The 15,142-nt window shown below is 63.4% G+C and carries 11 protein-coding genes; 5 read left to right on the plus strand and 6 right to left on the minus strand.

Going from position 1 to position 15,142, the window contains the following annotated elements; genetic code table 11:
- Window position 1: 1 nt before the first annotated feature.
- Window positions 2-1,363: a glycoside hydrolase family 28 protein gene (locus NHH73_05590; protein ID USX27762.1), complete on the minus strand. Its 1,362-nt coding sequence runs from the start codon at window positions 1,361-1,363 to the stop codon at window positions 2-4.
- 408 nt (window positions 1,364-1,771) lie between these two features.
- Here NHH73_05590 and NHH73_05595 point away from each other — a divergent pair, with 408 nt between their 5' ends.
- The 3 genes from NHH73_05595 (at window position 1,772) to NHH73_05605 (ending at window position 6,974) form a co-directional block, all read left to right on the plus strand.
- Window positions 1,772-4,057, plus strand: a complete 2,286-nt coding sequence (locus NHH73_05595; protein ID USX27763.1) for a hypothetical protein — start codon at window positions 1,772-1,774, stop codon at window positions 4,055-4,057.
- Between the two features lie 135 nt (window positions 4,058-4,192).
- Window positions 4,193-5,899: a phospholipase D-like domain-containing protein gene (locus NHH73_05600; protein ID USX27764.1), complete on the plus strand. Its 1,707-nt coding sequence runs from the start codon at window positions 4,193-4,195 to the stop codon at window positions 5,897-5,899.
- A 100-nt stretch (window positions 5,900-5,999) separates the two neighbouring features.
- Complete coding sequence (locus tag NHH73_05605) at window positions 6,000-6,974, plus strand: hypothetical protein (protein ID USX27765.1); 975 nt, start codon at window positions 6,000-6,002, stop codon at window positions 6,972-6,974.
- A 26-nt stretch (window positions 6,975-7,000) separates the two neighbouring features.
- On the opposite strand, the gene NHH73_05610 is transcribed toward NHH73_05605, so the two are convergent.
- The 5 genes from NHH73_05610 to NHH73_05630 form a co-directional block, all read right to left on the minus strand.
- Window positions 7,001-7,924: a hypothetical protein gene (locus NHH73_05610; protein ID USX27766.1), complete on the minus strand. Its 924-nt coding sequence runs from the start codon at window positions 7,922-7,924 to the stop codon at window positions 7,001-7,003.
- Between the two features lie 88 nt (window positions 7,925-8,012).
- The gene (locus NHH73_05615; protein ID USX27767.1) at window positions 8,013-8,453 is read right to left on the minus strand and encodes a PIN domain-containing protein; all 441 of its coding nucleotides are present in this window, start codon (window positions 8,451-8,453) and stop codon (window positions 8,013-8,015) included.
- The gene (locus NHH73_05620) at window positions 8,450-8,764 is read right to left on the minus strand and encodes a hypothetical protein (protein ID USX27768.1); all 315 of its coding nucleotides are present in this window, start codon (window positions 8,762-8,764) and stop codon (window positions 8,450-8,452) included. The genes NHH73_05615 and NHH73_05620 overlap by 4 nt, the downstream gene beginning before the upstream one ends.
- A 135-nt stretch (window positions 8,765-8,899) precedes the next feature.
- Window positions 8,900-10,411, minus strand: coding sequence for a YifB family Mg chelatase-like AAA ATPase (locus NHH73_05625; protein USX27769.1), 1,512 nt, complete (start codon window positions 10,409-10,411; stop codon window positions 8,900-8,902).
- A 125-nt stretch (window positions 10,412-10,536) separates the two neighbouring features.
- On the minus strand, window positions 10,537-11,328 hold the full coding sequence (locus tag NHH73_05630) for a hypothetical protein (GenBank protein ID USX27770.1): 792 nt from the start codon (window positions 11,326-11,328) through the stop codon (window positions 10,537-10,539).
- Between the two features lie 173 nt (window positions 11,329-11,501).
- Between NHH73_05630 and NHH73_05635 the strand changes: the two genes are divergently transcribed.
- On the plus strand, window positions 11,502-11,657 hold the full coding sequence (locus NHH73_05635) for a hypothetical protein (GenBank protein ID USX27771.1): 156 nt from the start codon (window positions 11,502-11,504) through the stop codon (window positions 11,655-11,657).
- A 280-nt stretch (window positions 11,658-11,937) separates the two neighbouring features.
- Entirely contained in the window at window positions 11,938-15,066 is a 3,129-nt protein-coding gene (locus NHH73_05640) for a DUF4981 domain-containing protein (GenBank protein USX27772.1), read from the plus strand.
- Window positions 15,067-15,142: the final 76 nt, after the last annotated feature.

Consider the following 15,142-nt stretch of genomic DNA (forward strand, 5'->3'; position numbering starts at 1 on the left):
ATCATTGCCGCGCGACTTTGACCGGCCAGGCCTCCGGGCCTTCCGGGAAGGGCACAAAGCGCTTGGCGCAATCGACCGCGCGCGCGTCCGGCGCGTTGAGCTGGCCGTCGAGCTTGATGGACGAAGTCTTGACCGGCGGATTGCCGTCCACCACCACATCCTTCAAGGTCAGCCGCAGCGGATGGGCGTCGTCGTAGCCTTGCAGGATCACTTGGCCCGGCGTCAGGCTGTGCACGCTTTCCATGCGCACGCCGTTGTACGACGGAATCAGCTGGCCGGCCGGGCCGGGCTCGTAGTTGGTGTCGATATACAGCGGCCAGCGGTTGCCGCGCAGGCAGACGTTGCGATAGACGATGCCGCTGACCACGCCGCCGCGCCGGTCGTTGCTCTTGATGCGCAGGCCGGAGGTGGTGCCGTCCATGTCCAGGTCGTCCACCAGCACGTTGCGCACGCCGCCGTTGGTCTCGCTGCCGATCGACATGCCGTGCCCGCTGTAGAAATGGTTGTGCAGGATCGAGATGTTTTCGCTCATGCCGTTGTTGCCGGCCTTGATGGCGACGTTGTCGTCGCCGGTGCGGATGTAGCTGTGAGCGATGGTCACGTTGCGCGAGGCGCCCGGATCGATGCCGTCGCTGTTGCGCGCGTCATGTGGCGTATCGATGCGCACGGCCCAGGCGGTAAAGCCGTCCACCTTGTTCAGGGCGACATGGAAGTTGGGCGAGTTGCGCAAGGTGATGCGGTACATCGTGAAGTCGCGCGCGTTGTCGATCTGGATCAGGCGCGGCACGTTCTGGCGCAGTTTTTCCTTTTGCGCGCGGCGGGCGATCTGCCACCAGGTTTCGGGCTTGCCGTCGATCCGTTCGCCGCCCTGGCCGTCGATGGCGCCGTCGCCCATGATGCCTGCGCCTCTCGCGCCGTTGACGGTGATGAAGGGACGGCAGCCCTTGCCGGCCAGGTCGAGCGTGCCGCAGGTTTTTTCGCCGGTGTCGAACAGCATGGGATTGGTGCTGGCGTACAGCGTGACGCCGGCATCCACCACCAGGGTGACGCCGTTGCTGAGCGTCAACGGGCCGGCGGTGAAGGCGGCGTTATGCTTGTCGCCGCCCGCCGCCAGGTGGACCGCGCCGCCTTGCGTGCACTGGTCGATGGCTTTCTGGATGCGCGCGGCGTCGTCGCGGCCGGCTGTCGCGGCTTCGGCGGTCACGGTCGCGCAGGACTTCGGCAGGGTGGGTTCGTGCACGTCGCGCGTGTCCTGCGCTTGTGCTGGTGGTTGAACGTACAGCAGCGCGGCGGCGATGGCCGAAGCCACCAGGGACGGTACGGGAATAGGCCGTTTCTTCGGGCCTGAATTGGCGATGCGCATGACATGTCTCCAGTTATAGGCGCTGCTTCGGCAGCGCTCACTGGAGTACCTCGCGTACTCCGCGCCGATAAGACGAGGGCCACGCGGATATGGTGGCCGAGGTCGCTCGGTGGGGTCTTGCTTGTTTCTTTGCTTGTTTCGGAAAAAAGATTAGCAGATAAGAATGAGCGAAACCATGCTTCCAGGTTCAGATGGGAAGAATCATTACGCGGATTGGTGGATTTCACAATGCCGGTCATGTCGAAACAGCGTGCGATGCCCGCTCAAAAAAGTTCTCAAAAAGATATTTCTTTAGTTTAAACTACCGCCCGCGTAGCGCGCTTGGCTGCGGTTGATTTGAAGGCGGCGGTGGATCATTTAATCAAAGTTTTGAGCAGAGTGGCGAGCAATGCCCGGGTCGGTGCCGGGATGCTGTTTCTTTCCGGTCTGGCCGCGATGTGCGAGGTCCAGGCGCTGGAGGCCGCAGAGCGCGAGCAGCGCAAGGTCTTGCCGCTGCCGGCGCGCCTGATCGACCACACTTCCCCGGTGAAGATCGACGGCGCGCTGGACGAGGACGCCTGGCGCGACGCCCCGGAGTTCGACACCTTCCACGAATTCCTGCCCAACAGCGGCAACGCCGCGCCGGCCGCGCTGCGCACCACCGTGCGCCTGCTGATCGACGACGGCGCGCTGGTGTTCGGCATCCGCGCCTGGGACCCCACGCCGGAGAAACTGCGCGGCTCGCTGGCGCGGCGCGACAAGGTCGGCACGGACCAGGATTTCATCGGCATCTGGCTCGACCCGACCGGCCACGGCCGCGCCGCCCAGTTCGTGCGCGTCAACACCGCCGGCGTGCTCAACGACGGCATGTACCGCGCCGACGAGGATGAGTCCGATCTCGGTCCCGATTTCCCGATCGACGCCGCCGTCATGCGCCTGCCCGACGGCTACAGCATGGAAGTGCGCTGGCCGCTGTCGAACCTGCGCTTTCCGTACGCCGACGGCAAGGCCTGGCGCGTGATGATCGAACGCAACGTGCCGCACGCCGGCGGCCTGCTGCTGACCAGCACGCCCTTAACCACCGACACCATCGGCCATATCGGCGTGATGCAGGACATCGACGGCATGGGCGGCACCGTCGCCGCCGTGCGCGACCGCAGCTTCCTCGACATCAAGCCGGAGCTGACCTTGCGCTCGAACAGCGACACCGACGGCGCCGGCCGGCAACGCGCCAACAAGGGCAGCCTGGGCCTGGAGATCAACGCCCGCCCGCGCGCGGACATGGTCTTCAACGCCACCTTGAACCCGGACTTTTCACAGGTCGAGATCGACGAGCCGACGTCGTCGGGCGCCAGCCGCATCGCGCTGAGCCTGCCGGAGAAGCGCGGCTTCTTCCTTGAAAGCGCCGACGTGCTGGGGCTGCCGCTGGCGGCCTTCTACTCGCGCACGGTGGCCGACCCGGAATGGGGCCTGCGCGGCACCTGGCGCGCGGCGCAGGCCGACGCCACCGCGATGAGCCTGCGCGACCAGGAGGGCGGCATCGTGCTGCGCGGCGGGCCGTACGAGACGGCCGAGTACGATCAAACGCGGCGTACCCTGACCAGCCTGCTGCGCGCGCGCTGGCACGCCGGCGGTACGGTGCTCGGCGCCTTCGTCTCCCAGCGCGACTATGGCGACGCCGGCAGCAACCAGGTGTTCGGCTTCGACGGCCAATGGCGCGGCGAAGGCCAGCAGGCGACCTGGCTGCTGATGCACTCGCAGACCAGCGCCGGCTTCGTCACCGAACCGGTGGCCGACGTGGTGCGGGTGCGCTCACGCAATGGCGCCTATTTGTCGGGCAAGTACACGCACCTGTCAGAGGGCTGGTGGAACGAACTGAAGCTGGAGGCCGTCGGCCCCGGCTTCGTCAACGACAACGGTTTCGTGCCGCAAACGGGCATCGTCAAGACCGATATCAACCTCAACCGGCGGCTGGGTCCGCAGCGGCTGGAAGTGGCGGACATGGCGGTCGAGGCGTACGAGATGGAAGCGCATCTGGGGCTGCATGAGATCCGCACGGTGTCCGATGCGTTCTCCGGCCAGCAGGCCAACCAGATCGTCGAGCGCAAGCTGCAACCGGGCATCTGGTTCCGCGCCGCGCGCCAGACGGACTTCTGGGCCAACATGGGCTTCGACCAGCAGCGCGGGCGGCGTGAAGGGCGGCTGCACGACGTGCCGGCGCTGCACTTCGGCCTGGAAACATCGCCGCTGCCGTGGATCACCAAGCTCAGGTCCGAAGTGACCTTGGGCAAGCAGCTCGACGTCGACGCCGACCGTGTCGGCCGTGGCGGCAACGCGCTGGTGGAACTGGGCCTGCGCTTCGCCTTGCCACGCGGCTGGGCGATGGAGCTGGACCAGCGCGTCAACCGCGCCTGGGTGCAGGGCACGCTGGGGCGGCCGGCCTTCGTCGACAACGGCTGGCGCTGGCTGGGCATGTTGCACTTCACGCCAGCCGACTCGCTGCGGCTGCTGGCGCAGAACACCTCGGCGGCGCGGCGCGACGACGGTGTGTCGGGCCTGGAGCCGTGGGCGGAACGGCAGGTGCACCGTTCGCTGCTGTATCGCCACCTGTGGCGGCACGGCCGCTCGCTATCGGTCGGCTATTCGCGCGACAAGACGCGCGCGCCGGATACGGTGAGCAAGTCGCTGACGATGAAGTTCCAGTGGGAGATGTAAGGCGCCCCGTCTCCGGCGACAAGTGATAGCCAAAATCTATGCTGTTTTGACACGTTCCGGTCATGCGTCGCTGCTACTGTCACTGTGTTGTCCCCGCCAATTCACGCTTTCTAAACCAACGGCACGGAGGAACAGATGGGGCCAGTCCAACTCAATGTGTATTGCAACACCGACGATGCCTTTCTGATCTGGCGGGCCGGGGAGCTGCAAAACTGCATCGGCTTCGCCATCGAGCGGGTGTGGCTGGAGAGCGATGACGAAAATCGCCCACTGGATCAAGCCGAGTTCCTGGTCAACCGCGTCGGCTTCGCCAAGGATGTCGGCGGCGGGCCCGATCAGCGGCAGCCGTCGGATGTCTGGCCGTTTCAGCGTTATAGCTGGACGGACCACGAGGTGAGCTTCAATGACCGTGCCAGGTACCGGATCGTACCGATGGTCGGAGCGCCCGGTGCCCTGGAGCCACGGGAAGAGTGGGCCAGTGCTTGGGTCGAGGTCCATGCCGTCCAGCCGGCCGGCGGACGGTTGAGCTGCTTCTTCAATCGCCCGATGGCCGCCTCGCGCTGGATGGCCAAGGTCGCCGCCGACATGGAGATCGAGACCGGGACCGAACTGGTCGAGCGGATCTCCGATGTCTCCAGCGACTTCCTGCGCGATTTCTGCGGCGGATCGCTGATCCTGGCGCTGCGCCAACTGTTCGACGACGCCGACCGCAACCCCGACATCAGCTTGTACGCTGCCCTTTTCGAGCTGGAGGACGACGAAGTCACCCAGCGGTTTTGCGACCTCGGACCGCGCGCCAATATCGTGCTGGCCAACGGCAGTACCAAGGCCACCGAACCGGATGCCAACGCCGAGGGCCGGGCGAAGGTGCACGGGGCGGGCTGCGTCGTTATCGATCGCATGACCGCCGCTCCCGGCAAGGTGGGCGCGCTGGGGCATAACAAGTTCATCGTCGTCCTGGACGGCGACCGGCCGGTGGCCGTGTGGACCGGCTCCACCAACCTGACGCCGACAGGGCTTTTCACCCAAATAAACAATGCGGTGCTGATCGAGAGCGCCGAGCTGGCCACGCAATACCTGGCGCAGTGGCGCCGTCTGGCCGAGGCGGGAAGCGAGGCGCCGTCGACTTTGAAGACAAGCAACGCGGCGCCGGCTGCCGGCACCACCGTGCCGGCGCAGATCGAGCCGTGGTTCACGCCAACGGTCAAGAACGCGGATCTCAAAAGTCTTCAAGCGCTGGTCGAGGCCGCGCAGGACGGCATCCTGTTCCTGTCCTTCATGCCCGGCCCGAACGGCCCGGTGCTGGATATTTTGGAGGAGCGCGCGCAAGGACAATTCGTGCGCGGCGTGCTGAACCGGTTTGTCGGCGGCGCGGAGGGCGCGCTGATGGCGGAGCTGGTCGGCGGCAGCAAGTCGGACCCGATGAACCTGGACGTGTTCACGCCTTCCGGCATCAAGCAGCAGTTTGCGTTTTGGGCCGAGGAATTCATGCGGGGCGGGAAAATTTCGGTCCTTGTGCACAGCAAGGTGCTGTGCATCGACCCGTTCGGCGCGCACCCCGTGGTCGTCACCGGCTCGCACAATTTCTCGCAGATGGCGTCGGAAAGCAATGACGAGAACTTCCTGGTCATCGAGGGCGACCGGGGCGTGGCGGAGTCGTATGCGGCGCATATCATCTCGGTCTACGACCATTACCGCTGGCGGCAGTACGTCGCCTCCACGACCGCCGCGGGCAGGCAGCCGTGGCAAAAGCTGGACGACAAGGCGAGCTGGCAAAAGTCCCGGCTGAACTCGGCGAAGCAACAGGCCGAATGGAAATTCTGGATGGGCGGCTCGGACTGAATCGTCGCTAGGATCGATGTATCGTTCCCCGGCCTGATCGCTGTCAAATCAGGCGGGGAAGCGGCTTCTATACTCGAGAGCATAACCTCGGGAGAAGATCATGAAAACCACCTTGTCCGCAGCCGCGCTGGCTGCATCGTTCATCGTATCGTTGACCTATAGCCAGGCCGGTCTGGCGCAGCAGAACCAGGCGACGTTGACGCAAACCGGCGCCAACAACAGCGCGGGGATCGAACAGGATAATGCGAGACGGCTTACCGAGGCCACGATCACGCAAACCGGCAACGACAATATCGCCGGCGGCGCGGCGGCGGAGGGCGGCATCGTGCAGAGGGATACACGAGGCATGGCCACCATCACGCAAGACGGTAACCGTAACCTCGCCGGGATCCTGCAGCAGCGGGCGACGACCGGCGCCAGAGCGACCGTCAACCAGGCCGGCGACTATAATCTGGTGCTGATCAGCCAGGTGGACAGTTTCGCACCCGCGGTCGACGCAGTACAGGCCGGGACGCGCAATACCGCCTATATCAATCAGTCCCACGTGGATAATCTGGTCCAGACCCGGCAGACCGGCGCCGACAATGTCATCACCGTCGATCAGAACGGAGCCGCTTATGGCGGCCCCGTCATCACGCAAGACGGCATCGGCAACACGGCAACCGTTACCCAGTATTCGGACACTTACCCCGGCGGTATCACCGTGTCCCAGACCGGCATGCGCAACACTGCCACGGTGACGCGGAGCAGCAGCTCTTTGGGTGATGGCACGTCGATTGTGCAAAACGGCGCCGACAACCGGGCGACGCATACCGGCAGCGGCGGTCGCAGCCCCTCGTCCATCATGCAAACCGGCGATGGTAATACGGCGACCGTTACCAAGAGTTTGAAGTATAACGATTCGACCATTGTGCAGACCGGAAATCTCAACGCCGCGACGGTCGTGCAGAGTGGGGTGACGCTGTCCGGGATGCCGCCGTTAAATGTCGCAACGATTATCCAGGTGGGTGAGGGCTTCACGGCCAGCATCGCGCAGGCCGGCAGCGGCAATGTAGGTTCGGTTTATCAGCATTGATGGGGCGATGCAGGATTTATGCGGGCTCATTGCGGTGAGCGGTAGAAGCCCGCCTCGCTCATGCCGCGCTTGATCTTGTCCATATTCCCCGTCGCCGGCCATCCGGAAAATTTGTAGACCAGCTTGGCATTGTTGAAGAAATAGAAGGTCGGGGTATCCCAGTGGCTGATGCCGGTCCAGGTGGCATACTTTCGCGGAACCGAAAATTGGAACTTGGGGTGCGTGTTGTTCCACTGCGCGATCTCGGCAAAATTTGTGGACCTTTCAATGCGCATCAGCCACTTGCTGCGGCCGCTCAAGCGGTCCAGGTCGGGGAAGCTTTGCAGCGCGCGCATGCTGTCGAGTGAAAAATGGCAATGTATGGACGATGCCACCATCATGTAAGGGCCTGGCGGCAGGACGAAGGTGGCCGACGACAGTTTTTTACCGTCGGCGTCGATGATCCATTCTTGCAGGCCGCTACTCGCTTGCTGCGCGACGATGACAGGAAGCGGCACGACGTTGAGGCCGGGGTGTGCGGCTGAAAATCGCGTAGCGGCCTCAAATTCTTCTGCGGCGAGGTAGGCGCCATATACTTTCACACCTCCAGACGTCTCATCCGAGCCCGCCGACTTGAGCAGGTCGAAATACTGATGCATCTTCTTTGCGTAATAAGCGTCGTCGGTGTAGAACGCGGCCATGCTGGATGCATCGAATAGCGACTTCAGCATTTCCGGTTGGTCTTTGACGGATGTGACGTCGACATTGCCGAATAAGCCGAGATAGCTTGTCGCCACGCGGTCTGCCGCTTCCCTGGTTGACAGGTCTGCTTTGAAGTTGTCCGCCTCGATCGTCTTCAAACGCTCGTGGCGTTCAGCATAATTGTCCGCGGTGGCGGAAGCCGTGGCGGCGCCGAGCAGCACGCCTATGCACAAAAGCCTGATAGATACCGATCGATTCATCTTTACCATCTTATTCTGCTACCGGATTTGTTCTTATCGCTTTTCAGCTATCACGGCTGGTAGTGTATTACAGTTGGTCAGAGCAGGCTTCGTCGGTTCACCCTGGCGGAGGTCGGGCGTTGACCGCAATCGCGTTACCCGCTGCATCCGTCGACAGCTCATACGGCATGTGTACATTGCTGCCCGGACCGAAGAAATCCCGAGGATTTCTAGTGATAATAAGCCTGCCATACGCCTCCGCAGTGGCACGTATGATGCAATCGAGAAGCGGGACCTTGCGGGGGCCGACGAAAATGCTGTGACCGCGAATGGTTGCAGCGCGCCGCATGATATTGTCGTCGGGATGGATAATCCGGATCGCGGCGGCGTCGAGGAAGGAATGGAAAGCAATTTTCTCGAAATCGGTCATCCGGCAGGCGACTTCCATCCAGGTGATCGAACTGATGGCCGCATCATCATAGTTCAGGATTTCGTCTTCTGCCGCTTTGATGCCTTGAAGGTTATCGATAAGTATATTGGTATCGAAGAGGACGATCACGATTCGTCCCGAATCTCACGCTGATATTCAAGACCATCCTGTTGTTTGCTTGGGTCATTTCTCCACATGCCATGCACGCTAGCAATTGCCGCGCGACGTGTTTCGCGAGATGGCTTGCTCAATATCGCTGTTTCTTTGGATTCCGCCGTTGACGCGGCTAATGGCGGATTAGAGCGCATGCCCATCGCTAAAATCTCGACAAATTCCGCAGCAGTCAGTTGCTCCAGACGAACATCACGATCGCGCGCGGCTTGCCTCAAACGCGCCAGATCAGTTTCGTCCACTTCAATTGTTAGCCGTGTCCGTTCCATGACAGTACCTAGTCAGCTCTGATAGCTCATAGTGTATAACAGTTAGGCGCGAGCAGCGCGGGATAGAGGCGTCTTCGCTGAACTAGCTCCCTTGAATGATCGAGCAACGTTCTGGCGTGATTTCTGCTGCAATTGCTACCGGTCCCGCAACGCCCGCCGGTACTGCACCGCCTCGCCGACGTGCGCCTCGCCGATGCGCTCGGCGTGCGCCAGGTCGGCGATGGTACGCGCCACGCGCAGGATGCGGTGGTAGGCGCGGCCAGACCATTGAAACTGCTCCATCGACGCCTTCAGGCGCGCCTTGCCGGGTTTGTCCGGCTTGCAGAACTGGTCGATTTCGCGCGTGGTCAGGTACTGGTTGCGCTTGCCCTGGCGTAGCAACTGCACTTCGGCGGCGGCCTGTACGCGGGCGCCAATGGCGGCCGAGTGTTCGCCGTTGGCGTCCTCGCTGAGCACATCCGGTTCGACGGCGGCCACTTCCATTTGCATGTCGATGCGATCGAGCAGCGGGCCGGAGACGCGGCCCTGGTAGCGCTTGATCAGATCCGGCGAACAATTGCAGACGCCGCTGATATGGCCGTAGTAGCCGCACGGACAGGGATTCATCGCCGCGATCAGCTGGAAGTGCGCCGGGAAGTCGGCCTGCCGCGCGGCGCGCGAGATGGTGATGTGGCCGGACTCCATCGGCTGGCGCAGCACGTCGAGCACGCGGCGGTCGAATTCCGGAAGTTCGTCGAGGAAGAGAACCCCGCGATGCGCCAGTGAGATCTCGCCGGGACGCGGCACGCTGCCACCGCCGACCAGCGCCACACCCGACGACGTATGGTGTGGCGAGCGGAACGGCCTGCGCTTCCAGTGCTCGATGCGAAAGCCGCCCGTCAGCGATTGCACGGCGGCCGCTTCCAGCGCTTCCTCGTCGGTCATCGCCGGCAGCAGCCCGGCGAAGCGCGCGGCCAACATGGTCTTGCCGGCGCCGGGCGGACCGACCAGCAGGATGCTGTGGTTGCCGGCCGCCGCCACCTCCAATGCGCGCTTGACGAAAATCTGGCCCTTGACGTCGGCGAAGTCGGGATATTCGGCCGGTACGATCAGCGGCGACGATTCATGGCGCGACAGCATCGACTCGGCCGACTTGGCGGCAAAGTGCGCGCACACCTGCAGCAACGACGTCGCCGGATAGATGGCGGCGTCGGCCACCAGCGCGGCCTCGTCGGCGTTGGCTTGCGGCAGGATGAAGGCCAGGCGGCCGCCGTCGCGCCGGGTGGCCAGCGACATCGCCAGCGCGCCGCGTATCGGCCGCAGCTCTCCCGACAGCGACAGTTCGCCGGCGAATTCATAATGATGCAGGCGCGAGGAGGGAATTTGCTTGGAGGCGGCGAGGATGCCGAGCGCGATGGGCAAGTCGAAGCGGCCCGATTCCTTCGGTAAATCCGCCGGCGCCAGGTTGACGGTGATGCGTTTCGCGGGGAACTCGAAGCCGCCGTTCTGGATCGCGGCGCGCACGCGGTCCTTGGCTTCCTTGACCTCGGTGTCGGCCAGTCCGACAATGGTGAAGCCGGGCAAGCCGTTGGCCAGGTGCACTTCGACGTTGACTTCTTGCGCGTCCATGCCGGCAAGGGCTCGGCTTTTCAACACGGCTAGACTCATCGGTTTCCCCTGGGCTGGTGGCGCGGATCAGACCAGTATAGGAAGCGGCGCGGGGAACGGTTTGCGGGCGAGCAGACGTGCGCGCATTGGGACGGCTCCAACCCCGGGGTTGGGGATGGTTGATGCTAGTCGGGGAATTTGATCAGGTCGGCGATATCCGACGCATTGCCATGCGTGTTTAACGTGGCGAGCGAGCCGGGCGTGGGGGCGCCATCGCCGGCGGCGTGCGTCAAGTAATTGAAATCCAGTTTGATTTTATCGGCCAGTCCGCTGGCGTAATCTTCGGGATAACGGGCTTGCTCCATCTTGGGCAGATCCATGAAGTGCGCTAACGATTCCTTGAAGAACTCGGTCAACTTTCCCGAGCTTTCGTATTCTTGAACCGCTTTGGCAATCACCTGCATGCGCCACGCCTCTTCTTCACTATGGGCCTGGCGGTAGGCGGCCCTCTTTTCATTGATCGTAAAGGAGCCGCTGTCGTCATTGGCGATGGTGGATAGCTGCTCGCGCGACAGCCCCTTGAACGGATTGGCGCCATTCCCTTCAAGATAGGCCGTGGCGGCGGAGGCGGATTGCGTGGAGGCGGCGTCGCTCGGTTGCGGCAGCTGTTTCGCCGCCGCAGCTTTTTGTGCGCCCTCAAAGGGGTAGAGGATGGTCTGGATATTCTTTTCGGCTTTGGCGTTCAGGGCCTTGTGGTCCAGGCCCTTCGTGCTTTCCGTAATCGACGTCGATGCCTTTGACAGCCTTGCCGCCAGCGTCGAGATGGAGGTCGCCCCGGATACGACGCCAGCACTGGCCGCCTGGTCCACGGCGTAGGCCGCGCTGCCGGGCGGCTTTTGCACTTCAGCCGTCGGGCCGGAGGATGCCTTGCTGTCGATGACCCTGGCCTGGTTTCCAGTATTGGTGATATTTACCATGGTGTCGCCTCTACGGTTAATGATGGCCATCAGTCGTTAACGGCCGATGGGGCCTTAACTTTACCTTTGCGCCTGGGTTGCGCGGCGACATGTTGGTGGGTGGTAAAGTCGTAGCCATCCCTGCCATTCGGAGGCATTTCGCAGATGTCGCCGCGCGTCGAGTTGTGTCCGAGGTGGGCAATGGTTCCACTGCGACGTCGCGCTTGGGCGAGGGCGACCTGAATCCGCCGAGCGGGGCGCCGTCACGGCTGTGGTCGGCCATTTTCATGGCCGATCCGATGACGCGCGTGCCGGATTCCAACGGCGTGACCGATGGTTCGATACACTAGCAGCTCACCGATGAGTTTGCGCTGGCGTTGAGCGCGTCGCATATACTTGACAAGGCAACAAACCGTGATGTCGGCGAAGCGGGCACGGATCAACCAGCCTGCAACGCCAGCACTACGGCAATGGACGGACCTTCAGCCTGGCATTGCGCTACAAATTCGGTCAATAAACCGGGGCGCTGTCATGGACAAGACGGAAGGTCATACCTTCTGTCTTTTTTCGTTTTTGGAACAAAAACAATAAAGGAGATAAAGACACATGGCAAAACCGATGGCAGCACAAATGAAACTCCGCCTTTCCGTCCACGCATGCATGCTGGCGCTGGCCAGCTTGTCCATGGGAGCGGCCCACGCGGCGCCGCCCACCGAGTGGGAACAGCCCGAAGTGGTCGCCGTCAATCGCGAGCCGATGAAGGCGACCTTCTTCAATTTCGAGAGCCGGGAACAGGCGATCGCCGCCGATCCAGCCGCGTCCAAATACTATCTGTCGCTCGACGGCACCTGGTCGTTCGCCTACTCCGAGCGGCCCGAGACGCGGCCCAAGGACTTCTATCGCGACGGCTTCGACCTCGCCGGCTGGAAGACGATCCAGGTGCCCGGCATGATCCAGGCGCAAGGCTTCGGCAAGCCGATCTTCACCAATATCGATTATCCGTTCCCGATGGCCGAGCCGTTCATTCCGCCGGCGCTCAACGAGGTCGGCTCCTACCGCCGCGATTTCGTGGTGCCGGCCGACTGGGACGGGCGCGATGTCTTCCTGCATATCGGCGCGGCCGGCGCGGCCTATTACATCTGGGTCAACGGCGAAAAAGTCGGCTATTCGGAGGATTCCAAGCTGCCGTCGGAATTTAATCTGAGCAAATACGTCAAGCCGGGCAAGAACAGCATCGCGATCGAGGTCTACCGCTGGGCCGACGCTTCCTACCTGGAGGACCAGGACTTCTGGCGCCTGTCCGGCATCGAGCGCAGCGTCTATGTGTACGCGGAGCCGAAGTCGCGCCTGCGCGACTACACGGTCACCGCGCTGCTGGACAAGAAGACCTACAAGGACGGCCTGTTCGCGCTGAACGCCGAGCTGGCCGGCGCGCCATCGGCCGGCGAGATCGCGGTCACCGTGTACGACGGCGACAAGGCTGTGCTCAACACCGCCGGCCGCGTGCAGGGCGACAAGCTGGCGCTGGACGGCGTGATCCGCAACGTCAGGCCGTGGTCGGCCGAGACGCCCAACCTGTACCGCCTGGTCGTCGAGTACAAGGACGCGGACGGCAAACTGCTGTCGGCAACGTCGCGCCGGATCGGCTTCCGCACGGTGGAGGTGGCCGGCGGCGAAGTGCGCGTGAACGGCAAGCGCGTGATGATCAAGGGTACCAACCGCCACGAGCACGATCCGGTGACCTACCGCGTGATGTCGATGGACCTGATGCGCAAGGACATCGAGATGATGAAGCAGGCCAACGTCAACGCCGTGCGCACCTCCCATTATCCTAACGATCCGCGCTGGTACGACCTGACCGACGAGTACGGCCTGTACGTGATGGACGAGGCCAACATCGAATCGCACGGCTATATGCAGGCCGGCGACCAGGCCATGGAAAAAGGCCTGGTGGGCGAGCGCGAGAAGATCCAGCTCGGCTACAAGCCGCACTGGAAGGCGGCCCACCTGGACCGCGTCTCGCGCATGGTCCAGCGCGACAGGAACCATCCGTCGATCATCTTCTGGTCGCTGGGCAACGAGGCCGGCACCGGTCCCAACTTCGACAACGCCGCCCAGTGGATACGCGACAACGACCCGACCCGCCTGATCAGCTACCTGGGCCACGGCACCATCGGCGAGGAGCACCTGCCGAATACGTACACGGACATCTACGCACCGATGTACGACGATATCGAGAAGATGGCCGACTATGCGGCCGATCCGCGCTACAAGCAGCCGATGATCCAGTGCGAATACGCGCACGCGATGGGCAATTCGTTGGGCAACTTCGAGGATTACTGGCAGGTCATCCGCGCCAACAAGAAGCTGCAGGGCGGCTTCATCTGGGACTGGGTCGACCAAACTGTTTACATGAACGACGACAAGGGCCGCCGCTTCTGGGCTTCGGGCTTCGACGTCAACCCGAAAAACGGCGACAACAGCGTGGTCGGCGACGGCGTCTTGCGCGCCGACCGCACGCCCGATCCGGAATACTACGAGGTGCAGAAGGTGTATTCGCCGCTGGTGTTCGAGGGCAAGCCTGCCTCCGGCAACATCACGGTGGTCAACCGCTACGACTTCAAGGACACTTCCGGCCTCGATTTCGACTGGGTGCTGACCAATGACGGCGTCGAGGCGGCCAAGGGCGTGCTGAAGGTGCCGGCGGTGGCCGCCGCCGGCAAGCGCGATGTTCCACTGCGCTTGCCCCGGATCGGCAACGGCGGCGGCGAGCAGGTGCTGACGGTGCGCGCCAAGGCCAAGGACGCTTCCACCATGGGCGTGGCCGCCGGCAGTGTGGTCGGCTGGTCGCAGTTCGTGCTGGCGCCGGCGCCGAAGGTGGCGAAGGCGGCGCGCATGGTCAAGCCATCCCGCAACGGCGACGATGTTCGTATCGAGGCGGGCAAGGCCTCGCTGCGGATGGACGCCAAGACCGGCCTGATCAACTACATCGTCGACGGCAAGATCCTGCTCAAGGGCGGCACGCCGAATTTCTGGCGCGGCCTGAACGACAACGACGAGGGCACCGGTGTCGAGAAGACGCACAAGGTCTGGAAGACCTTCACCGAGCAGCGCAACGTCCGCTCGGTGGAGGCGGGGGCCAACAGCGTCAAGGTGCTGTACAGCTTTGGCGCCGGCGCGGCGCACTGGGAAACCGTCTACACCCTGAACGCCGATGGCGTGCTGGGCGTGGCGTCGACCTTCACGCCGCTGCGCGACGACTTGCCCGATCCGCTGCGCCTCGGCCTGCGCTTCGATAACGACAACTCGCTCGACGGCGTGCGCTGGTATGGCCGTGGTCCGCAGGAATCGTACGCCGACCGCAGCACCGGCTATGCCATCGGCCGCTACACCGGCAAGGTGGCGGACCAGTATTACGATTACAGCCGTCCGCAGGAAAGCGGCAACAAGACCGACGTGCGCTGGCTGTCGCTGTTCGACGCGCGCGGCGCCGGGATCACCGTCAGGGGCGCGGCGCCGTTGTCGGTCAACGCGCTGGCCTTCCCGTACGAGGACTTGTACCTGCGTCCGCGCGGCACATGGAAAAGCTCGGAGATCGCGCCGCACGGCGACGGCTCGCTGCTGATCGATATGGCGCAGGCCGGTGTCGGCGGCGATACGGGCTGGAGCCTGGACGGCCGGCCGCACGCCAAGTACCGCGTCAAGCTGCAGCCGGCCAGCTACAGCTTCACCGTGGCGCCGGCGGCGGTGCGGCAGTAAGCCAGCCGCCCGGCTTTCCGGCATGGCGCCTGCGGGCGCCGGCGCCGGAAAGCCGGGCGCTATCGCATATAATCAA

The organism is Oxalobacteraceae bacterium OTU3CINTB1 (assembly GCA_024123955.1).
GTDB lineage: Bacteria > Pseudomonadota > Gammaproteobacteria > Burkholderiales > Burkholderiaceae_D > Rugamonas.